Annotated in this window: 25 protein-coding genes; 11 read left to right on the top strand and 14 right to left on the bottom strand. The window is 35.3% G+C overall.

Annotation, left to right across the window (positions count from 1 at the left end; all coding sequences use genetic code 11):
- Positions 1-74: 74 nt before the first annotated feature.
- The 3 genes from HR057_RS15805 to HR057_RS15795 form a co-directional block, all read right to left on the bottom strand.
- Entirely contained in the window at positions 75-1,139 is a 1,065-nt protein-coding gene (locus HR057_RS15805) for a GGDEF domain-containing protein (RefSeq protein ID WP_173732407.1), read from the bottom strand.
- A gap of 347 nt (positions 1,140-1,486) precedes the next feature.
- On the bottom strand, positions 1,487-2,053 hold the full coding sequence (locus HR057_RS15800) for a DUF4256 domain-containing protein (RefSeq protein ID WP_173732406.1): 567 nt from the start codon (positions 2,051-2,053) through the stop codon (positions 1,487-1,489).
- A 102-nt stretch (positions 2,054-2,155) separates the two neighbouring features.
- Positions 2,156-3,529: an RsmF rRNA methyltransferase first C-terminal domain-containing protein gene (locus HR057_RS15795; protein ID WP_173732405.1), complete on the bottom strand. Its 1,374-nt coding sequence runs from the start codon at positions 3,527-3,529 to the stop codon at positions 2,156-2,158.
- Between the two features lie 229 nt (positions 3,530-3,758).
- On the opposite strand from HR057_RS15795, the gene HR057_RS15790 reads away from it, so the two are divergent.
- Positions 3,759-4,202, top strand: a complete 444-nt coding sequence (locus HR057_RS15790; RefSeq protein WP_173732404.1) for an Hsp20/alpha crystallin family protein — start codon at positions 3,759-3,761, stop codon at positions 4,200-4,202.
- A 192-nt stretch (positions 4,203-4,394) separates the two neighbouring features.
- On the opposite strand, the gene HR057_RS15785 is transcribed toward HR057_RS15790, so the two are convergent.
- Together HR057_RS15785 and HR057_RS15780 are read right to left on the bottom strand one after the other, a co-directional pair.
- Positions 4,395-4,640, bottom strand: a complete 246-nt coding sequence (locus HR057_RS15785) for a heavy-metal-associated domain-containing protein (RefSeq protein ID WP_173732403.1) — start codon at positions 4,638-4,640, stop codon at positions 4,395-4,397.
- 23 nt (positions 4,641-4,663) lie between these two features.
- Positions 4,664-4,843, bottom strand: a complete 180-nt coding sequence (locus HR057_RS15780) for an aspartyl-phosphate phosphatase Spo0E family protein (protein ID WP_173732402.1) — start codon at positions 4,841-4,843, stop codon at positions 4,664-4,666.
- A gap of 840 nt (positions 4,844-5,683) precedes the next feature.
- On the opposite strand from HR057_RS15780, the gene HR057_RS15775 reads away from it, so the two are divergent.
- Complete coding sequence (locus tag HR057_RS15775) at positions 5,684-6,838, top strand: SLC13 family permease (RefSeq protein WP_173732401.1); 1,155 nt, start codon at positions 5,684-5,686, stop codon at positions 6,836-6,838.
- A gap of 75 nt (positions 6,839-6,913) precedes the next feature.
- Here the strand turns inward: HR057_RS15775 and HR057_RS15770 are convergent, their stop codons facing one another.
- Positions 6,914-7,162: a zinc ribbon domain-containing protein gene (locus HR057_RS15770; protein ID WP_230474493.1), complete on the bottom strand. Its 249-nt coding sequence runs from the start codon at positions 7,160-7,162 to the stop codon at positions 6,914-6,916.
- A 340-nt stretch (positions 7,163-7,502) separates the two neighbouring features.
- On the opposite strand from HR057_RS15770, the gene HR057_RS15765 reads away from it, so the two are divergent.
- The 5 genes from HR057_RS15765 to HR057_RS15745 all read left to right on the top strand — a co-directional run bounded on the left by HR057_RS15765 (position 7,503) and on the right by HR057_RS15745 (position 11,100).
- Positions 7,503-9,221: a diguanylate cyclase gene (locus tag HR057_RS15765; RefSeq protein WP_173732399.1), complete on the top strand. Its 1,719-nt coding sequence runs from the start codon at positions 7,503-7,505 to the stop codon at positions 9,219-9,221.
- Between the two features lie 235 nt (positions 9,222-9,456).
- A complete protein-coding gene (locus HR057_RS15760; protein ID WP_173732398.1) occupies positions 9,457-9,951 on the top strand; it encodes a DUF2975 domain-containing protein in 495 nt (164 codons plus the stop codon).
- A gap of 10 nt (positions 9,952-9,961) precedes the next feature.
- The gene (locus HR057_RS15755; protein ID WP_173732397.1) at positions 9,962-10,183 is read left to right on the top strand and encodes a helix-turn-helix domain-containing protein; all 222 of its coding nucleotides are present in this window, start codon (positions 9,962-9,964) and stop codon (positions 10,181-10,183) included.
- Positions 10,184-10,364: 181 nt separating this feature from the next.
- Positions 10,365-10,859, top strand: coding sequence for a DUF2975 domain-containing protein (locus tag HR057_RS15750; protein ID WP_173732396.1), 495 nt, complete (start codon positions 10,365-10,367; stop codon positions 10,857-10,859).
- Between the two features lie 10 nt (positions 10,860-10,869).
- On the top strand, positions 10,870-11,100 hold the full coding sequence (locus HR057_RS15745; RefSeq protein WP_173732395.1) for a helix-turn-helix domain-containing protein: 231 nt from the start codon (positions 10,870-10,872) through the stop codon (positions 11,098-11,100).
- A 247-nt stretch (positions 11,101-11,347) separates the two neighbouring features.
- Here HR057_RS15745 and HR057_RS15740 read toward each other — a convergent pair whose 3' ends face one another.
- Positions 11,348-11,668 carry a MerR family transcriptional regulator gene (locus tag HR057_RS15740; RefSeq protein ID WP_173732394.1) on the bottom strand — a complete coding sequence of 107 codons (321 nt, stop codon included), beginning with the start codon at positions 11,666-11,668 and terminating at the stop codon, positions 11,348-11,350.
- Positions 11,669-11,847: 179 nt separating this feature from the next.
- Between HR057_RS15740 and HR057_RS15735 the strand changes: the two genes are divergently transcribed.
- From HR057_RS15735 to HR057_RS15725, 3 genes are read left to right on the top strand one after another with little or no spacing between them, the layout of a single operon-like run.
- The gene (locus tag HR057_RS15735; RefSeq protein WP_173732393.1) at positions 11,848-13,119 is read left to right on the top strand and encodes an ammonium transporter; all 1,272 of its coding nucleotides are present in this window, start codon (positions 11,848-11,850) and stop codon (positions 13,117-13,119) included.
- 7 nt (positions 13,120-13,126) lie between these two features.
- On the top strand, positions 13,127-14,164 hold the full coding sequence (locus HR057_RS15730) for a DUF294 nucleotidyltransferase-like domain-containing protein (protein WP_173732392.1): 1,038 nt from the start codon (positions 13,127-13,129) through the stop codon (positions 14,162-14,164).
- Positions 14,133-14,870 (top strand): exonuclease domain-containing protein, encoded by a 738-nt coding sequence (locus tag HR057_RS15725; protein WP_329955899.1) that lies wholly within the window; start codon positions 14,133-14,135, stop codon positions 14,868-14,870. The genes HR057_RS15730 and HR057_RS15725 overlap by 32 nt, the downstream gene beginning before the upstream one ends.
- 517 nt (positions 14,871-15,387) lie before the next feature.
- On the opposite strand, the gene HR057_RS15720 is transcribed toward HR057_RS15725, so the two are convergent.
- From HR057_RS15720 to HR057_RS15710, 3 genes are all read right to left on the bottom strand, one after another.
- A complete protein-coding gene (locus HR057_RS15720) occupies positions 15,388-16,335 on the bottom strand; it encodes an NAD(P)H-binding protein (RefSeq protein WP_173732391.1) in 948 nt (315 codons plus the stop codon).
- Positions 16,336-16,573: 238 nt separating this feature from the next.
- A complete protein-coding gene (locus tag HR057_RS15715; protein WP_173732414.1) occupies positions 16,574-17,143 on the bottom strand; it encodes a TetR/AcrR family transcriptional regulator in 570 nt (189 codons plus the stop codon).
- Between the two features lie 216 nt (positions 17,144-17,359).
- A complete protein-coding gene (locus HR057_RS15710) occupies positions 17,360-18,559 on the bottom strand; it encodes an FAD-dependent monooxygenase (protein WP_173732390.1) in 1,200 nt (399 codons plus the stop codon).
- 137 nt (positions 18,560-18,696) lie between these two features.
- Here HR057_RS15710 and HR057_RS15705 point away from each other — a divergent pair, with 137 nt between their 5' ends.
- On the top strand, positions 18,697-19,161 hold the full coding sequence (locus tag HR057_RS15705; RefSeq protein ID WP_173732389.1) for a MarR family winged helix-turn-helix transcriptional regulator: 465 nt from the start codon (positions 18,697-18,699) through the stop codon (positions 19,159-19,161).
- Positions 19,162-19,305: 144 nt separating this feature from the next.
- Here the strand turns inward: HR057_RS15705 and HR057_RS15700 are convergent, their stop codons facing one another.
- The 4 genes from HR057_RS15700 to HR057_RS15685 all read right to left on the bottom strand — a co-directional run.
- On the bottom strand, positions 19,306-20,295 hold the full coding sequence (locus HR057_RS15700; protein WP_173732388.1) for a hypothetical protein: 990 nt from the start codon (positions 20,293-20,295) through the stop codon (positions 19,306-19,308).
- A gap of 59 nt (positions 20,296-20,354) precedes the next feature.
- Entirely contained in the window at positions 20,355-20,981 is a 627-nt protein-coding gene (locus tag HR057_RS15695; protein ID WP_173732387.1) for a hypothetical protein, read from the bottom strand.
- 274 nt (positions 20,982-21,255) lie between these two features.
- A complete protein-coding gene (locus tag HR057_RS15690; protein ID WP_173732386.1) occupies positions 21,256-21,879 on the bottom strand; it encodes a GyrI-like domain-containing protein in 624 nt (207 codons plus the stop codon).
- A 34-nt stretch (positions 21,880-21,913) separates the two neighbouring features.
- A partial coding sequence (locus HR057_RS15685) for a RidA family protein (RefSeq protein ID WP_173732385.1) occupies positions 21,914-22,115 on the bottom strand: 202 nt, incomplete at its 5' end.

The raw sequence follows: 22,115 nt of genomic DNA, 5'->3' as shown, positions 1-22,115 counted from the left end.
CCCCTGAATTTTCCATATAATTATAAAACGAAATAAAAATGCCCCCAAATCCTCTGTCAGATTACAGGAGCAAGCTAACATACAACTATAAGCTGGTCTCTTCCTTTTTCCTTTGCTTCATATAAATTTTGATCTGCCACCTTGATCGTTTCGTGCAAAATTTCTCCTTTTTTAATTTTAGCTAAACCAATAGATACCGTAATGGAAACGTCAAGATTTGATTCAATTTGAAATGAAGTGTTCCGTATTTCATTTTGCAATTTTTGGAATGTATCTATAGCTTGATCAGAATTCAAAGTCCTTAAATATATAATAAATTCTTCTCCACCGTACCTTGAAGCGATTAAATCATCACTTTCATATTTTTTTAAAATCGATGCAATGCTGATCAAAATTTGATCACCGGCTAAATGGCCGTATTTATCATTAAACTTTTTAAAATAATCGATATCGATCATTGCTATAAAGTGATTGTAATAAGGATTTTTAATCTTCTCTTCCACGATATCAATGAAATGATTTTTATTTAACAATTTTGTTAAAGGATCGTGTGAAGCAAGAAAAAGTAACTGCTGTCTTAAAGATTCGCGTTTACGCTCATGTAGTACGAGAGCATAATAGATGATAGATGGCAATACAACCGATATATATTTGATGAGAAAAAGTTGTTGAAAAATTTCTTTTCCATTTGGAACAAAAAGCACAATTGGAAAATCAGAAATCATCCAACAGATTGTAATTAAAATAATAATTTGGTAAATATTCCTTTTACCTTTGTTAATGATATCAAATACCAAAGCAACCAAAGTCGGCAGGACCATTCCAAAAAGAACCCCGAAAAATACATTTTCTCCTCCCATCAAAAAGCGCCAGACGGAAACGATTAAAAGAATAATAAGCGTTTTTTCCCAACATTGAAATATTGCCAACATAAAAAGAGGAACCAGTCGCAAATCAAATGTAAATTCTCCAAACTGCACAGGCAAATAAAATAGTAGGATGATCACCGATGAAAAAAGGACGACAATACAAAAAAATAAAATATTTTTCGGGATCTTTTCACGATGATTCATGAGTACACTCATTGCAAAATGCCCAAGTAAAATGACACCTAAGTTTGAAAAAATCGATTGCCCCATAAAAGTTACTCCTCTAACTTGCAATCTTCATAATTCAATACATAATGCTCTCTTCCTAACAATCGAAAATAAATTTCTCGCATCCGAAATCGAAAGGAGTTGTGCCCCAACTTTTTTATTACTAATCGAGTAGTTTTAATTTCATTTAAACCCTCAGCGAAGGCACGAAACTACCATGACATTAAACGGTAAATAAAAAAGATCGAAATTTTCATTAATCCACCAGATAGTTGCGAAACTACGAAATATTAAATGTTGATTAAAAAGAGCGCAATTTCAAACTATCAGTGAGCCGCGAAATTTACCAAAACAGAAAACGGTGATTGCAAAAATGACTTTAACTACATTTAAACTTTTAGTGAACCGCGAAATCCTCTAGATGAATAATAAGAATCTGCACCATTATGGTACACAAATACAGTGTTATAGCGGCGATCACAAAAAAGAGCCCCGCCCAACTTTCTAATTGTGTCGGGTGTTTTGATCCAACTTGAAGTTTTCAAATCAAATTCACCAAGTTTCTGCAACTCCCGATATTGCTCTTCAGTTAAAATTTCAATTCCCATCTCGGCTGCCAGATCTATTGCACTGTTTTCAGGTTTATGCTTTTTCCTTGATTCTAAAGCTTCCCGGTCATAACAAACACTTCTTCGGCCTTTCGGACTCTCCGGGGAACAGTCGTAGAAGATGTATTGATCCGTTTCTTCATCATACCCGACTACATCCGGCTCACCGCCGGTTCTTTCCATTTCAAAAAGCGACCAAAGTTTGATTGAATTGTTCTCCAACTTTGCTTGCACGTTCGTCCATTCAAGTCCTTCATGACGGTTCATATTTTTTTCAAAACGGTCTTTCAATATTTTTAAAATTTCTTCCCTTTGTTCTGCTGATAACTCCCTATCTGGAAACTCCATTTCAAAACCTCCTTCCTATTTAGTTTTTTCATGATTTACTCGGTTATTACAAAACTGTTTAAAGGGAAAAGATCGCCCTTTCTATAAAGTTTTTTCCACTATTTACACTTTAATTCTTAATCCTTTTGGATAAAAATTTTTAAGAATTCCTTTTGCTTCTTTTCCCCAACCAAGCGGAAATCCATCAATAGTAACAAGGATCCATCCTCTGTCCTCACCGGTTGTAAATGTTTCCCCTTTCAAATATTGAAGCCATCTTTCATCTTCCGTTGATGAAAGAGGATATGTATGTAATACATCATCTTTCGTTAATGCTAATGCTAACGAATGGTTCGGTTCAAACCGATTTTTTTTCAATACCCCAAGATGCAGACCTGCTCGAAGAACCCTCAATCCTTGAAAGTTTGGACAATCATCTGGTAGAGAATATAATTGCTGATTGAAAAGATAAAAGTTTCGGAACGTTTTACCTTTAATCGTTTCTGCCAAAAATGATTGAAAATCTTTTAATTGAGCTTTGCTAATATTAGGAATTTTTAGGTTGGTATTCGAACTACCTGTATCTTCTGTTTTTCTCATTTTGGCAACAAAATGCCCTTCCCCACTCATTTTATGCGGCCAAAGCCTTGCTGTTTTTTCTAATTCATAATTTTTCGTAAGCGACCATTCTGGACGACCTGACTCTATGCCATCTATTTTTGCAATCGGCAGCAATTCTACATCTGGATATTTCATTAAAAATGCTTCAATCGTCTGTTCATTTTCTTCCGGTGAAAATGTACACGTAGAATAAACAATGATTCCACCTGGTTTAGCCATAAGATAAGCTGCGTCTAATATATTTTTTTGTTCATTTGCACATGCCAGTACTTTATCTTCGCTCCAATGCAAAATGGCTTCCTCGTCTTTACGAAACATCCCCTCTCCGGAGCACGGCGCATCCACTATAATTTTGTCAAAATATCCTTGAAACCTTTCGGCTAACCGTTCAGGTGTTTCATTGATAACAATTGCATTTGTAATTCCTAATCTCTCAATATTTTCTGATAAAGCTTTCACACGTTTCGAGTTGATTTCATTGGCAACGAGAACACCGCGTCCATTCATCATTGCAGCTAACTGGGTTGTTTTTCCTCCCGGTGCCGCACATAAATCCAACACCTTTTCCCCGCTTGATGGTGCGAGCTGTTCAGCAACAAACATCGCACTCGGCTCTTGAATATAATACAATCCTGCAGCATGAAAAGGATGTTTCCCAGGTTGATCTTGATCTGCCTGATAATAATAGCCATTTTGAGCAAAAGGGATCTTTTCAAGTTTAAAAGGAGAAATTCTTTCCCACTCATCTGCTGTTATTTTTAATGGATTAATCCGCAAGCCGCTTTTTCTCGACACTTGATAGGAAGCAAAAAATGCATCTGCTTCATCTTGTAAATACTGTTGAAATTTATGTATAAAATCAGATGGCAAATTCATACTTCAAACCTTCCTTTATTTTCAAAATCCAGCTTTAATAAATTTTCTTCCTTAATATATTATTGAAAATCAGCATAATCAACTATTTACGATAAAAACTATCTTTTTTATTGCTATTACTTCTTAACTTATACATTTTTTTCGTGCCATCATCTTATGATGAATAACGAAAATCAAAAGCTGGAAAAATAACGTTGTAATTGATTCATGATAAAGGAGGTTTGAAAACATGTCCTTAATCCCGTATGAACCATTTCGCCATCTCGAAAATATGAGGAGAGAGTTCGATCGCTTTTTTGTTGACGATTTTCCTGCTTTAAGAACTGCTTTTGGCCCAAGTTTGAACATGCCAAGAATCGATGTCTACGAGACAGATACAGAAGTCATTGCAACCTGCGACCTACCTGGACTTGAAAAGAAAGAAGATGTAAATATTGACATCGATAACCAAATGCTTACGATTAGCGGCAATGTTAACCGTCATCAAGAAATCAAAGAAGAAAATATGCATAGAAAAGAACGATTTTTCGGACGTTTCCAACGGACAGTGTCATTGCCAAGCAGAGTTAATGCAGAAAATGTGAAAGCCACATATAGAAATGGCGTTTTAGAAATCCGTATGCCAAAACTTCAACATGAACAAAGAAAAAGAATTGACGTTCAATTCCATTAATGAACCTGTTCTTCATTTATAATTGTAATTACAATTATCACCATTATAAACATAAAAATCAAATATAAAGTATTAAAAATAGGAAAATTTATGCAAATAAATATGTCCGAATCCCTATTCGGATTCGGACTAATAAATATGGATTATCATTGACATTATTTCTTATTTAAATCAAAAAGACTACACCACTATTTAATCAAACAATAATTCACGATCCTCTTTTTGTATCGTTTTCAATACAGCAAAACCTTTATTTTCGATTTGATCTATTATTTTCGTAACACTCACTAAACTTGGATTAAACTCAATAACAATTTTTCCTTTCGGCAACAATCCTTTGAATGAAAAAATGCCGCTCAAATTTATTAATTCTTCTTCAATTAAATGAATACATTTTAAACAAGAAATTCCTAATACATACATCGTTAGGCGTTTCATTAGGTATTCACCTCTTTTGGGATTTACTTTTCACAACCTACCGCACGCATTTTTTGATAAGCCGTAATGAGAGCATCCAAACGCTGACTGCAATTTAATGTCTGTTGACTATTTAAACCTGTCTCTTTTACCGTTAATACCAATTCTTTTTTTACTTTATTTATTTGTTCTTCAAGTTTTTGTATTTCAATATCTACAACCATTAAATGAACACCTTTCTTATAAGAAATGAAAATGAGCGATTTTCATGATGAATTTTCCCAGAAATTTAAGTTTCAAAATATGAGACTTGGTCAAACACTTCAAAATTCTATAAGTTTTTTAAGATTTTTCAACTTAATTTTATGAAAATGAAAGTCATTATTAAGTGATACAAATCAATATTTTTAAAAATTTTTTTAACGGGAAACAAAAATAAGGTGATATATGAGTAAAAACTGTCTTCCAAAATAAGAGGTGATTTTTCATATTAAGGGCTACAAAATGTTTTGTTCAAACATCACTTTCTTCATTACAATCAAAAGACAGACCAATACCCCTCGATCTGCCCTTAATAAATAAGGATGAACAAATTTCCAAAATATTTCGAAAGGAACTTGCATTTTGCATTACAACTCGTAACATACCATTGCTGCAATTCTTTTAGAATGCTTGGGATCGAAAATCAGTCATAACACCTTCTGATAATCAGACCTCCGCTGTGAGGTTTCTATTTTTCTAGGACCTGCTAACAATTACAAAATTTTCTTTAAAAAGTTATCTATTTAAAGCAATAAAGCAAAAGAGAATAGGAAATCCATCTCCCACTTTACTTTTCAAAGCTCTACTCATGCCGAATCGGAGACCTCTTTCAGCAATCGATACCAAACGAATATTAATTTTTAATAAATCTATTATAAACGGAATACATCAATTTTTTCTATCAATCTTACAAAAACCTTACAAAAATCTTACAAGAAAATACAAAAAAATATTATTTCCAATCTGTTTACCTGCATGGTAGAATCATATCGTTATTTTATACACATAGTTGGTGATAGATGTTGAAAGCAACGGTTTTCATACAAGCAAAGAAAAAAATTCATATAAATTTTCGTTTTCTCACAAAAGATAAAGTTTTTACTATTTCTCTTTTGTTAGCCATAGCAAGCTGTTTTATTCAACCTCCGAAAATAGAATATATGAACTTTCCTGTATTGATCAGTTTATTCAACCTTATGCTTGCAATAAAAGCATTGGATGAACTTCACTTATTGGACAAAATGGCCGTCAGTATCTTGAATAGATGCAAGAATAGCCAATCTGTTTCAGCTGTCCTTATTTTTTTATGTTTTTTTGCATCGATGTTTGTGACAAACGATGTTGCCTTACTGACATTTGTACCTTTAACTCTTGTTATTAGCAAAAGAACAAAATTGCCAATGATGGAGACTGTAATTTTACAAACAATAGCCGCCAATATTGGCAGCAGTTTTACACCAATGGGAAATCCGCAAAATTTATTTATCTATTCACATTACGGATTAGACCCGGTTTCTTTTTTATTAACAGTTGTATCGATGGCAATCCTCGGTCTCATTATTCTATATTTGGTAACACGTCGTCTTCGAAAACAGGAAATCAAATTAACGCTATCGCCTATACAAATTGAAGATAGGAAAAAAGCGACCATTTGGGGCTTAGTACTTGCTATTACCATTGCCTCCATATATGGAATGATCCCTTATTACGTAGCTTTTATCATTACAATGGCGATCGTTTTCACTTTAAATAAAAAATTATTAATTAAAATTGATTATTATTTGCTCCTAACGTTTATTTGTTTTTTTATTTTTGTTGGAAACATATCGGAAACACACGTTGTTCAAACAATGGCAAGTGCAAGCTTAACAAATGAAAATCTAGTTTTTTTTAGTTCGATTTTACTAAGCCAGTTCATCAGCAATGTCCCTGCTTCTATTCTTCTTGCTGAATTCACAGCTAACTGGAAGCCTTTATTATTAGGGGTAAATATCGGAGGACTTGGAACGCTGATCGCTTCAATGGCAAGCGTCATTTCTTACAAATTATTTATTTCCGCAAATCCTAACGAGAGTATGAAATTTTTAAAAACATTTTCGATTTATAATTTGCTGTTTTTGGCAATTCTTGCATCCATACAATACTTTTTATCTTTCGGACCCGTTGCAAAATTGTAAGGGAACCTTTCTTTAAAGTTTCCTCTTTCTTTAAGGTTCCCTCTTTTTATTTGACGAAATTTATTTTAAAAAGTTTCACTTTTTTTTCCAACGTTTAAGAGTTGGTAATAGAGCTGTCAATTCTTGCCGAGCTTTTTCTTCGCCCATTGATTGTCCCAAAATAGGCACGATCATATCAGTCATTTCTTCTAATGTTACATTCGGATGAAGAAATTTACCGTCTTTATAACAATTTGTACAATAAATACTTTTACTCCCGTCCGGTTCTTTTGCTATGAAATGCTCATGTTCTTCATTGAAAGGCAATCCACAACTTTGACACATTGGAACCTCTTTCATATTTTCATTCCTTTCTTAAAAAATTAAATTACGTTTATTTACAAATCATTATCGTAAAATATTTCTTCAAATACAAATCATGGGGTTAACTTATTCCAGCTGATCCGTCTACTAAAACGAACAAAAGGAAAACCTCTTTATTTTCAATAAGGCATTTTGCCCGAACTAATTTAGTAAATACTCTCATTATTTTTCTAATTTGTCTATCAAAACTACTAAATTGTTATCAAATTTTCCGAAATTTGCTATAAACGCACAGTCAGATGAGAAAAAATTCCTTTATAATAATAGGTAAGATGGTAGAGCTTGGAAAGGAGCAACCACTATGGAAAAACTTTGTTTTAATGAGTTTTTTAATAATTCTCCGACCGCCTATTCATGTCATAAAGTAATTTTAGATAACGAAGGAAATCCTTATGATTGCCAATATTTACATATAAATAAAGCGTTTGAAAAATTAATGCAAATCGAACGTCCTAAAGTAATCAATAAATCTATCTATGACATTTTTCCTGAAGGCTGCGAAGGAGAAAATGAGTGGAAAAAAATTATACAAGAAGTGAACACCAATCAGACATCTGCACAATTTGATATTCACCATCCATCGATTCAAAAATGGATTCGAATAGATGTATTCCCTTTGTGCAACGGCCTAATCGGCTGTATTTATCATGATGTAACAAAAGAATATAGGCTTGATCATGAAATCGAAGGATTCCTTAAAGTAAATATTGATATGCTTTGTATAACCGACATGGATGGCAATTTCCTAAAGGTCAATAAAGCTTTTGAGCGGATTCTCGGCTATCAGCTGGAGGATTTTGAAGGAAAAAAATATATCTCTTTCATCCATCCCGAAGATGTTCCAGCAAGTAATGAGGTTATGAATAAACTAAAGGAAAAGCAGTCTGTTTCTAGCTTTGTAAATAGAGTTCGTACAAAAGATGGTACATACAAATATATCGAATGGCATTCTGAGCCTTACGGATCTTATATCTATTTATCAGCTCAGGATATAACCGAAACCCGAGAATTACAAATGAAGCTTTACAAAAATAATCAAAATCTTATCGAATTAACGAAAGTTTTAGAGGCTAAAAACAAAATTCTTAATGACCTGGCTATTCGAGATGAATTAACAGGGCTCTACAACCGTCATTTTATTGATCAACGTATTGAAAAAGAAATGGCTCAAGCTGATCGGAAAAATCAACCGCTTTCAATGATTATTTTCGATTTAGATCATTTTAAGTGCATCAATGACATTTGGGGACACCCGATCGGTGATGAAGTGTTAAAGGAAGTAGCGAATCTAGCAAACAATCTCGTTTGTGAACCAAATTTTATTGCTAGACTAGGTGGAGAAGAATTTGTCATTATTATGCCTAACACAAATCTTCAGCAAGCCACTAGGGTTGCTGAAAATATCCGGCTGGAAATGGAACATTCTCATCATCCAATTGTTGGTCAAATCACTGCAAGCTTTGGTGTTGCAGAACGTAAAGAGGCAGAATCTTATTATAGCTGGTATAAACGAACAGACAAAGCGATGTACCGGGCCAAAGAAAGCGGAAGAAACCGAGTCTGCAGTTCCGAAGATCAAGATCACTGTTTTAATACTCTTGTTAAAATTGAATGGAATGAAGATTGGGAAAGCGGTAATGAAATGATTGATGAAGAACATCGATTACTGGTAGAAAAAGCGAACAGCCTTTTTTATTTGTTCCTTTCAGATTCAGAAAATGAAAAAATGATGAAACAAATCGATGTTATATTGAAAGATATTATTAAACACTTTTGTAATGAAGAAGAGATCTTATTAGATGCGGGATATCCTGATTACGAAAAACATGCTAAAATTCACGAAACTTTATTAGATAAAGTTTTTAAATTTAAAGAAGCTTATCAAAATGGGGTTCTCAAACTTTCCGAATTCTTTTCTTTTATCGTTAATGATGTCATTATCGGCCATATCCAAAATTCAGATACAGATTATTTTACACACCTACAAGATAACGAATTAGAATTTACTACATCTTTATAAAGATGGGAGCTTTCAAAAATCAAAAACTTTTGGCTCAATCATTCATCCACGGGGATTTCCATTGAACGGAAATCCCCGTGTTTTTTTGGCTGCCAGATGAACTCCTGCATGTTATTTGAAACCTCTTTTTTATTCTATCACAACAAAAATATCATAAAAAATAATAAATATTTATTGAAAAACGATAAATGCGGTGTTACAATTCAATCAAACATTATTGGTGAGGTGCTTTTTTATGGAACAGCGATCAACACTTTTGTTAAGGTTGGCTGTGATCGGTATTGGAATTCCCATTCTTGCTTTATGCATATTTTTGCTGCCCCAAATCGTTCAAACAGCAATGGTAGAAAAAGAACTGATAGGTACAAAGATTGCTTATACATTAATTGGAACTGTAACGATTATGTATATAGCGGCAATCCCTTTTTACTACACATTGTTTCAAGCATGGAAACTGTTACGTTACATAGACAACAATCAAGCTTTCACACAAAATTCTGTCATTGCGCTAAAGAAAATAAAAACCTGTGCCATTCTGATCAGTTGTTTTTATACACCAGCCGTGCCCCTTATTGGAATTATTGCAAGATGGATGGACGCACCGGGATTAGTATTAATTGGAGCAATTATTGTTGGTATTTCAATAATCATTGCAGTCTTTGCTGCTCTTCTCCAAAGGCTTTTAAAAGAAGCAATCGATATAAAATCAGAGAATGATTTAATAATCTGAGGTGAATAAAATGGCGATTATCGTAAACCTTGATGTCATGCTAGCCAAAAGAAAAATGAGTGTAACCGAACTTTCAGAAAAAGTTGGCATTACAATGGCCAATCTTTCAATATTGAAAAACGGAAAAGCGAAAGCTATTCGATTTTCAACTTTAGATGCTATTTGCAAGGTCTTAGATTGCCAACCGGGAGATATTTTGGAATACAAAAATGACGAAGATGAAAATGATTAAAGAGATTTTCTGAAACTAACAGAGGAGTTGCTGAAGATGTTTAACTTTATCTCGGGAGCCCCTGCCAAGTAATGAGGGTTAGCTAATGTAATAAGATCAAAGCTCTAAGTAATGTTAGAATTACGAATACTTTTTATTCCCAAAATGAAAATATAAAACAATTGATGTGAGGTGCTTTTTTATGGAAAAAAAATCAACACTTTTTTTAAGATTAGCAGTAATCGTAATTGGTATTCCTGTTCTTGCCTTGTGCATATTTGCTCTTCCTAAAATCGCAATCATTGCATTTGAACAATTCCACCAAGGAGGCCGGACATTAGCAACAATCGTATTTGGAATTTTATTTATTATGTATACATCGGCAATTCCGTTTTATTTTGCATTGTATCAAGCATGGAAACTTTTAAGCTATATAGACAATAATCAAGCTTTTTCACAAATTTCTGTTGTTGCACTCAATAAAATCAAATATTGTGCCATTATCATCAGTTGCTTGTATACAATAGCCCTTCCTCTTATTTATGTAATTGCAGAATGGGACGATGCACCAGGACTTATCGTTATTGGATTGGTCATCATTGGCGCTTCAATGGTTATTGCAGTCTTTGCCGCCCTTCTCCAAAGACTTTTACAAGAAGCAATTAACATTAAAACGGAAAATGATTTAACAATCTGAGGTGAAAAAGATGGCAATTATAGTAAACCTTGACGTCATGCTGGCCAAAAGAAAAATGAGCGTTACCGAACTTTCAGAAAAAGTTGGCATCACGATGGCCAATCTTTCGATATTGAAAAACGGCAAAGCGAAAGCCATTCGATTTTCAACTTTAGATGCAATATGTAAAACGTTAAACTGTCAACCAGGGGATATTTTGGAATATAGAGAAGATGAGAAACTGATTGGTGAAGGAGATTAAATTCAATTAAGTGGCATAGATGAAGTTATCCAATGTTTAATTTCAACGAAAAAACTATATTTACAAACCAAAAGCTCTTTAACGGAGCTTTTTTCTTTGCAGTTAATTTTCCATTTTCGAAAAATTAGAAATCTTAAGCACATGATCCTAGATGCATATCCGAATTTAGAATCATATGCCCGATTCCAATTTTTCTAATCACACAGTGGAAAATGCCCCTGTTTTCCTCCATTCTTTACTAGCCTTTTTATCGTTTTCCATTACGCAGACCAAAATGTGCATTGATCTGTCCTTGAATCAATTTTCTTTCGATTTCCTTTTCTTTTTGTTTTTTCATTTTTTGTCTAATTTCAAACGTTTGAACACCTTCTTCTACCATACTAGCAATTTTTATTAACGTTTCTATATCGGAAAAGGAGTATTTTCTAATTTTCCCTTTTGATCTTTCTGGAAAAACTAACTTTTTCTCTTCGTAATAACGAATTTGACGTTCTGTAAGCCCAGTTAATTCACACACAGTACCAATAGTAATAACTTTTTTATCTTTATAAGAAAGCTCGCGATCCAAACCAGCTTCACCTCACAAATGAAAATCATTTTTAAAGATATTTTACACTACCACAAGAAAAATGTTAACAAACTATGTAAGAAAACCTTACAAATATGTTGCTGGAATGTTTTTTCGCCTCTATAATCTGAATTATCTTAAAACAACATACTCGTAAAGGGAAAAGGGAGGATTTGCAAGTGGAAAGTACAGTTTTGGTTGATAACCTGTGGGTCATCATCGGAGCCATTTTAGTTTTTTTGATGCAAGGAGGATTTATTTTACTTGAAGCAGGTTCAACACGAATGAAAAATGCTGGCCACATTGCCGGAAAAACCATATTTACTGTTGGACTTGGATCTTTAGTATTCTGGGCAATTGGCTATGGATTCACATATGGTGAAGGAAATGCATTTATCGGATTATCTAATTTCTTTTATGGGGACGCTTCTTCAGCAGAGGAAGGCTTAGCTCCTGCAGTAGATTTTACATTCCAAGCAATGTTCGCACTTATTTCTTTAACAATTGCTTTTGGTGGCTTTGCAGAACGGGCAAAATTTTCAGCTTACGTCATTTTTTCAATTTTATTTACAGCCCTCGTATATCCGGTAGTTGCTCACTGGATTTGGGGCGGAGGTTGGTTGTCAGACCACGGTAAACAAGACTTTGCAGGTTCTACCGTTGTTCATTTGACAGGTGCAATGGCCGCTTTAGCAGCTACAATGGTTCTTAAGCCTCGTATTGGTAAATTTAACAAAGACGGTTCATCCAATAATATTGCAGGTCATAACCAAGTTTATACTGCATTAGGTGTTCTCTTATTATGGGTAGGTTGGTTTGGATTTAACGCAGGTAGTACATTCGGTATTGCTGATTCATTCTTCGGTTTTGTTGCATTAAACACGCAATTGGCTGCCGGAGCAGGTGCAGTTGCAGCAGCATTTATTTCTTGGATCATGCTTGGTAAATCAGATATTCCTACTATTTTTAACGGTGCATTAGCTGGTCTTGTTGCAATTACTGCATCTTGTGGATTCGTTGAACCTTGGGCAGCTGTTGTAATCGGTCTTGTCGGCGGAATCATGGTATTCTTTAGTGCTAAGCTCTTTGAAAAACTTAAAATCGACGATCCTATCTATGCTTTATCCGTTCACGGAACCGTAGGGGTTTGGGGTACACTTTCAAACGGATTATTTGCAATCCCATCTCTATCCACTGAAATTGGTTGGGGGCAAGCCGGATTGTTCTACGGCGGCGGTTTCCATCAATTAGGCGTTCAAGCATTAGGTGTTGCAGTTTCTGGTATTTATGCATTTGTAGTTTCATACATTATCATCAAAGCAATGGATATGGCTATGGGAGGCATTCGTGTAAGTGAAGAAGAAGAAATGATGGGTCTAGATTTAAGCGAGCATGGAAGCTACGGCTATCCGGAACAAATGCCTCAACCAACTAAAAAAGCAGGTGCATAATATGCTAATGTATAGTCATTCTCCTATCAACTGGGAAGATGAGAAAGATTTAGAGAATCGTTATTTACAAATAAGGCAATGGCGAAATGAACATATTCATGAAGTCTGGGATGATCCAGCCGCACTTAATCAATTCCATGATACATTAATCAAAACAACAGTTCAAACGGCCATCGAAAAAGTGAAAAGTGAGCACGGTTCCCCTCCTGCTCGCTTTGCTTTCTTTTTAATGGGTAGTGGCGGCAGGTCAGAACAATCCATTTGGAGTGATCAAGATCATGGCATCATTTTTGCTGGCAGCGATGAAATGAAACCTTACTTTTTGCACCTTGGTGAAGAGATTTCAAACGGTTTGCATATCGTTGGATACGAATTTTGTGATGGAAAAGTCATGTCATCGAATCCAAAATGGTGCAACTCCATCACAACATGGGAACAGCAAATTCAGGATTGGTTGGAAGAAGCCAGTTGGGAATCTCTCCGTTATTTTTCTACCTTTTACGATTCTCACGTTCTATTAGGTGATGAAAGTTTTTTAATTCACTTGAAATTAATGGCATTAACGATATTGCAGAAAAACTCGTTTTTATATGTCCGATTATTAGAGAATATTAGTCATGTAAAAAAAGGAATCGGAGTCCTTGGACAACTCCTGCCGGAATCTTCGGGGAAGGAATCTGGTACTATTAATTTGAAGGAAGTCGTTTTTTTTCCATATGTAAATTCAATACGGTTGCTTGCATTAAAATCAGGGATTTTGGCTCCTTCGACGTTAGTTCGTTTTCAACTGTTGCCAAAGTATTTTAATCATATAAAAAATTATCAGTCTTCTTTTGAAAAACTTTTGTATTTCCGCCTTTGTTATACAAAGTTTTCCGAAAGCTATTCAGATGTTCATTTATTGAAGATTGCACATCTATCTAAAAAGGACAAACAAGAGTTGAAACGGATTATGAGAGATGGTTATAAACTTTTTTCTGAAGTAAAACATTTGATTCGTAAAGGGTGTTATGATGATCATGCATCAAATGTTTCACTTTATTAAACAATTATCGGGAAGATTGAATCCAAGCCTATATTCTTCCTTGCCAAGTCAATCCAATGCTGCTAGTATTGCTTTTTTAAGGCAGCTGCAAAGGGAAATACGAGCAGAAGATGTTCTTCACATTCCATTTCCCAAGTTGAAGTTAACTGTATTTGATTTAGAAACGACAGGGTTTTATCCTCAAAATGGAGATCGAATTTTATCCATAGGCGCTGTGAAAGTCATCGGGGATCAAGTGTTAGATGATGAAACGTACTATTCTTTAGTAAATTACAATGAACCACTTTCAGAGGATGTGAAATTGCTCACCGGCCTTTCTGAAGAGGAACTTTCTTTAGCTCCTCCTATTGAACAGGTGCTGCAAGAGTTCTATCAATTTATCAAAAGCGAACCTCTTGTTGCCCACCATGCCCACCATGAAAAAAGATTTATGCAGCATGCAACGTGGTCAACACTAAAGATGAGTTTTCAACATCGATTATTAGACACATCTTTCTTAATAAATATCGTCGAACCTAGAAAAAATTTAGTAACCCTCGATGATTGCTGCACCCATTTTGGAATTTCCATTTCGAGACGGCATCATGCATTGCACGATGCAATTGGAACAGCAAAATTCTGGGTTGAATGCATCCGCCAAATAAAAAAACTAGGATTCGTCAATTTACTGGATGTTTACAATTATCTAGCAAAAACACGTTATTGAAAGGGGTCAGGCACCTCTCATGTACCATCTACTGTATGGTGCCAGACCCCTCTGATGTACCATCTCCGGCACCTTCTCCGGTACGGGGTCAGACCCTTCTGCCGTACCATCTCCGGCACCTTCTCCGGTACGGGGTCAGACCCCTCTGCCGTACCATCTCCGGCACCTTCTCCCGCACCGTCTAGAGCACAGTGCCCGCCCCTCTGATGTACCGCATGCGGCACCTTCTGCCTTCCTTCCCTTTGCAATACCACCTGCCGCACGGTGCCTGGCCCCTATGCAGCTCCATCTGATCCACTTTCTCCTTCCCCTTTTCGTGGAACAGCTGCAGGGGGTTCAGACCTTTCTACCGTTCCGTCTCTGGCACCATCTCCGGTGCGGTGCCTGACCCCTCTGCTGTTCCGTCTCCGGTACCGTGCCTGACCCTTCTACTGTTCCGTCTCCGGCACCATCTCCGGTACCGTGCCTGACCCCTCTGCTGTTCCGTCTCCGGCACCATCTCCGGTACCTTCTTGCTTCATCCTTTGCTTGCTTTGTTCTGCTTCATCCATTCGATCGTTTGTTGTAATCCTTCTTTATAAGGCGTTCGTGGTAATGGGCCGATTTCTTTTTCATATTTTGAACCGTCTAATACCACCGGTTCTTGCGTTAAATAATACATCTCAACGACTTCTCTCATAAATGGATTAAATAATCCTATAAATTGAATCATACTTTTACGAACTGTCATCACTTTTTTATTAAAACCTGTAATTTCACGGAACAATTCAATAATTTCTTCTCCTGTAATTGTATCGTAAGCAGGAATATTCCATTCCTGACCGTATGCCTTTTCTGTCATGGCCAGTGTAACAATTGCTTTTGCTCCATCTGGAGTATAAATATGTTCCCGTGGCACTTTCTGATCTCCTACAAACATCGCTTTTTTATTTTGAATGACATTTGCAAGTGTTGTACCTAGCATCGTTCCTTCAGCATTTGGCCCATAAAAATCAGGAAAATGCGCAATTACGTAAGGGACACCTGAATTTTTAATTAAGTTAAGTTGTTCAAGACGCAATTTTCCCTTTTTCGTATGAGGATTTTTCGGTGCATTTTCTGTCACTTTTCCATTATTACTACGCCCATATGCATAAATATTATCCACCATTGCTAACTTAGCTGAATGCTCTTTTGCAACGTCCAATACATTTTCCATCACTTTCAGTAAATATTTTCTCCACTCGTGATACGGAACGTTGATGGAATGAAAAATTACATCGCAATCAATAGCTGCTTGCATCAATTCTTTCATGTTTAACGCGTCACCAGCAACAATCTGTACATTTGTTAAATTTCCAAACAATCTATCCAGTTTGCCACGATCACGAGCAAAAGCACGGACCTCTATTCCTCTTCCAACTAATTCATGTACAATCGCATACCCCATTGCTCCTGTTGCACCAAGTACTAACACTCTTTTCATGTTACCTTTGCAAGGATTCCCCTACTTAATCGTACGAAGGCATCACCCCAACGATCAGTAAAAGTGTGGAAATGCTGCCAGACCCTATATAGTGTTCAATCATCGTAAAGATATGCACCATACCAAGAATCTGAAGCTTCCGTTCCCTTGCCTCCTCCTTTCTCCCTTTGTTAATAAAAATTCATCCATAGTAACAAGGTTCTTTTATTAACCACTGGTCAATATTATTTAAAAAAAATTAAATAATACCTTTAAGCAAAAAATTGACATGATATCTAGCTGCATCTTTGACATCTTCGTAATTATCTACATGCTCCATATAATAAGAAACAAAACCATGCAATGAAATAAAAATCGTCCAAATATCCTGTAATAACAATTTTTGATCGGAAAGGGAATGTATACTTTTTGCAAATTTTTCATAAACAAGCATTGGCTTTTCATTCAAGTAATTACGGACATCCTCATCTTTCGTTAAAAACATAATTTCGTAATGACTTTGATGAGTTAAACCAAATTCAATAAAGCCAAGCAAAATCTCTTTTATTTTCTCTCTGTTATCTATTTTCCTATTTAAAATTTCATCTAGCCTGTGTTCAAGCAAATCAAAATGATTAGCGACTAGTGCATAAAATAATTCGGCTTTGTTTTTGAAATGATAATAAATTGACCCGTGGCTACATCCTAATTCTTTGGCAATTTGCCTCATCGAAACATGCTGATAACCATTTTTTACAAATAAATCTCTTGCTGTATCCATTATGATATCTTTTGTTAATTCATGTTGCATTTTTCTTCTTGCCAAAATTAGTTCCTCCTAATTGACCACCGTTCAATTAAATTATATTGACACCTTTTTCAATTGTCAAAAGAAAAATTGGATTTTTTGCACAAAAAATGGGGTAGTTAAATATTTCCACCCAGCGTATAAATAATACAATCAAATCCTTTTAAAATCAAACTACATATCCATAATAATATAGAAATCTTTCCGTATAAAAAAATCCTCCAAATAACATTCACTTCAGTCCCAAGGAATTTCATAACCATGAATCCACTCTTGACCTCTACTTGCAAATAATGGAAGTAGGATGGATAAAAATCTATCTCTAAACCAGCAGGCGATCGGACCAAACTCTTTTTTCCCGCTCCCATTTCTTCGTGCCGTTTTAATAATTTTTTCAGCTCTGCCTTTTCGTTCTTCTTCAAAACGTTGGAAAATACTTTCGATCGGCATGTTTAAATCTTTCATTAATTTTGCCAAATACATGCTGTCTTCCAACGCAACCGCAGCACCCTGTCCAGCATGGGGACTCATTGCATGTGCAGCATCCCCAATTAATACAACTCGATTTTTAGACCATGTTGGCAAACTACTCAAATCATAAATGTTGCTTTTAAAAATAGAGGTAGATTGTTTAATGATATTTTCGACCGGTGGATGCCAGTTTTTATGGAGCATCAATAATTCATCTTTTATATCCTCTGTCGTCGCTAACCGAAGCATTTCTCTTGGGACTTCTCTTATTTCAGGAATATTGCTCCACCACATCACTTCTTCCCCATGACCTTTATTACATAAAGCATATCCAAAAAAGCCTTTTCTTCCAAATGTAAAAAATGTTGGAGATTCATCGATTGATAGATTTTTATCAATTGAAGCTAATGGGGCAAACCCACCAACATTTTGAAGGCCTGTGTACACCGGTTTTGGTCCGTTTTTTACGACGTATTCCCTTGTTTTAGAATGTGTACCATCTGCCCCAACTAGAAATGTTCCTTGAGCTTCCGTTCCATCCTCGAAAATGGCAGTGACACCAGAAGAATCTTCAATTACCTTTTTTAATCGCTTTTTATAATGGATCGTGATTCCGTTTTTCTCCACTTCATTCACAAGGATTTCATGAAATTTGCTTCTTGCAATATTCACCGAAGGCACTCCATATTTATCTCGACCATTTTCTTTAACCTGCGCAATAACTTTGCCATTCTCATTTTGAAAATACATCATTGAGCTAACAACACCATTTTTCACAACAACATCTGCAAGACCAAGGGCAGCCATTACTTTCATCCCATTTGGAGCAATTTGAAATCCACCACCGATATCCGTTCTCTTTTCATATGCCTCATAAATTTCTGCATCTATATTTATTTTTTTCAAAAACAATGCCATTGACGTTCCAGCTATTCCGCCACCAATAATGATTGCTTTATGTTTCAACTTATTCTCTCCCTCCCCACGTTTGAAATTGGTATAATTAAAAATAGTTTAGATAATGATTTTCTTATCACACTAAATATCTTAATAAAATAAATATCTTAGTTTGCTAAGATAAATGATATTGGAGGAATAGTAGTATGTCAAGCGAACGTTTGCATCAATCTGAAGATATTCATGAGATACTGGGAAAAAAAATGCAGGAATTGAGCACCGTTACTGTTCTTTTTCATCAAAAAATTGCACAACAATTAGGCTTAAATCCGACAGACCATAAATGCCTTGATTTGATTATGAAAAATGAATGGATGACGGCAGGTGAACTTGCACAAATAACGGGTTTAACAACCGGAGCCATTACAGGTGTTATTGACAGACTTGAAGAAAAGGAATTAGTACGAAGAGAAAAAGACCCTAATGATCGGAGAAAAATTGTAGTTGTAGCTAATAAAGAAAAAGCATTCAATGAAATTAGTCCATTATTTACCTCTCTTGGTAATGCTATGAATGAACTTTACAAGCAGTATTCTAAAAAAGAACTTGAAACCATTTTGGATTTCGTTACAAAGAGCATACAAATTGTTGAGAATGAAGTGAACAAATAAAAGAGGCTTTTAAGTGATGCATTCCGTTAGCTATGTAAAAACTAACTTTGGATGCACCCTTCAAAAGCCTCTTTTTTCTTAAGGTTAGCAGAGCAATCTTGAATAGATTCAATCTTTTCATTTTTCATGAAGCAACGGGATAAATCAAACACCCAACTCATCAATTAATTTCTTAAATGTAAAATAAGCCGGTTTCGGTGAATAATCATCCCGCATAATCCCAAATTGATGGAAGAGATCTTCTTTTGAACTATCCGCATCCCGAAGTCCGAAAAGCTGATAGTGAGTAATGTTAAGCTCCTCCCGCAATTTATAAATGGTTCGAATCACTGTTTCAAGGACCTCACATTGGCGCTCATACGTTCTTTCAATATTGGCAACAGGATTTTTACCCGTTGGCCAACCGTTTTCTGTAACTCGAATAGGTACTGAAGATGGGATCCCTGCTGAAACTAGACTTTTCTCTCTTAATTTACGGAGTATATTTTCTACAGATTCAGCTATTTCATTTATATTAAGTGGCCGGTCTTCAAAGACATCCACATAAAAATTATGTCCTACAAAATCAACAGAATCTAAAAACACTTGATTTCCTGCCTTCGCGAGATTTTCCCAAAAGTTTGGCACAGCAGCAGGGCTTTCAGGAACAGAACCGAATCCAATTTTTAACGGCAAATGAAGCTTTTTTGTTTCTTCTTTAGCAACAATTACTCCTTCAATAAGTGCCTGTATAATATAAGGCTTTGAACCTTCCATAAATGAAAGATTTGGTTCGTTTGTAATTTGAAGGGAAGTTAGATGCGTTCCATAACGATGAATGACTTTTCTAATAAAATCAAGCCAATGATTAAGGTCGATATCTTGCTCTTTTTGATCTGTCCAGTCTCCGCAACCTATCGTAAGATCTTTTACCAAACCAGCATCAACATATCGATCTGCATTTGATAACATTTTTTCTTCCCATTTTTTCGTATAAATTAAATAGGTCCTTGGAAAAAACTTTTTCGTCTCACCTTGAAGACCTTTTAAAGCTAATTGTATTTTTTCATAATCATCATCGGGTCCTACTGCTAATCCAAAAGGTGTGCCTGCCACACTTAACGGATAAATCCCAAAGGTTAATCCTGAATCCATATATTTTCCTCTCGTTTCTTAATTTATAAATGCTTAACATTGGATTTCCTTTTTTGTACTTACAACATTCCCCACAACAAATTCATTTGGGCAGTAAGAAAGTAAAGCAACATTCCGATCGTGATCATCCAAATGGTTTGTTTTGGGGACCGGTATAAAATTAAAATAACCGCTATCCAAATAATAAATTCTAAAACATACCTAATATCAAAGTACCAGTACCCAAATGCAAAAGCTTGTCTTGAAATAAACATGATGATAATGGATGAAATGATATTCCCAAAAATGCCCTCCCTTTTAGCATACCAACAAATAAAAGCAAAAATAGGTGAAAGTATCGTCAACATTATCCAAATCATCATGTATGATTTTGGAAAAAAGCCAGCAATCATAATCGTATAAGCATAATAACTGGCTACCATCCCTGCAAAAAACAAAAACACATTTACGGCAGATCTAACAGGTGATTTGCTATAAACAGACAGGAGCACCCCGAAAAAAAGCCAAATCCCAATACGTGAAAAAAAGTTTCTTAAATCAAGCACTTCAAGAAAACTCGGGAGTAAATTACTTGGGGTGCTATCAAGTATTTTGGAAATTGTACCTAAAATAACACCTAAAACGAATATCAAGGTTGAAAATATTATGTCTTTTCGTTTTTCACTTCGATTAAAAAAATCTTTCATGATTCTGCTCCAATATAAAAGAATCTGTAATTTACAATTGTAAGACCGTAGACAACAAAGCCCGGCAGTTACTTTATTAAACAAACAATTTAACACAAATAGAAACACTTTCATGAAAAAGCAAACCTTGTGAGCATGTCTAATCAAAACCTAAAGGACGAATTCTGCAAAAGATTCCTTCGCCAAAAAGTATGTAGATATTACAATTTCCTTGAAAGTCCTGCTTTTTAATACGTCGTACAACTCCTCCAGGTTTCAGGTCTACACTTATTAATTAAATAGAATGAACCCGATACCTTAACACCGTTTTTAATTTCGATTGTTCAGTTTTTCTTGGATCGGAAATATAAATTTCCCGATGAACTAACGTTGTTATTTCAAGATGATTCTCTTCAATGAATTTTTTCATTTGTTCAAAACTTTTTGCTTCATTATCATACGGGCCGATATGCATCATTTGAACGGACAATCCATCTTCCATCGTTCCGAAAGTGACTTCATCTAATAAAGGATGAGGCTTTTTCTTTCTAACAATCTCAAATGATTTATCAACGACTTCTTCTGTTACAAACTCAGGTTGTCGGATCATAATGGTGTATACTAGCTCATCTTTATTTAACGTACTTGATTTTCTTCCTTCTTCCGTTAAATCCCATATTCCTTCAAGCGGGTAAACGGTATATTCGAAATAACCTTCCGGTGTATATCCTTGCTTAGGCATCATTCGAATAGCATAGGCCAAAGAATATAAAACGCCTACTCTTTCAGAGAAATCTTCATGATTTGGATTTCCTTTCCCGCTTATCATTAAAAATTTTTGTTCCGGCACCGTTATTAATTCTGGCTTCTTGCCTGGCAAATATAAATGTTTCTCTTGCTTTCTCCATTCGTATTTCATCGTTTTCCACCTTCCTTTGAATTTAACCACAACATCAGTCACACATACAATTCTCTTCTTCAACAACTGCAATTGCATCAATTTCAACCAAGCATAACGGATTTGCAAGACCTGCAACTTTCAGAACTGTAATCAAAGGAGGTTTTTCCAACTCACCAAAGGTTTCCTGAAATTCCTTAAATCCAACTGCCAGTTCACACCCATCTACTAAATAAATATTGACCTTAATAACATCT

Source organism: Calidifontibacillus erzurumensis, from assembly GCF_013303125.1.
In the GTDB taxonomy this organism is placed as follows: domain Bacteria; phylum Bacillota; class Bacilli; order Bacillales; family Bacillaceae_J; genus Calidifontibacillus; species Calidifontibacillus erzurumensis.
This window is presented reverse-complemented; position numbering and strand designations above follow the sequence as displayed.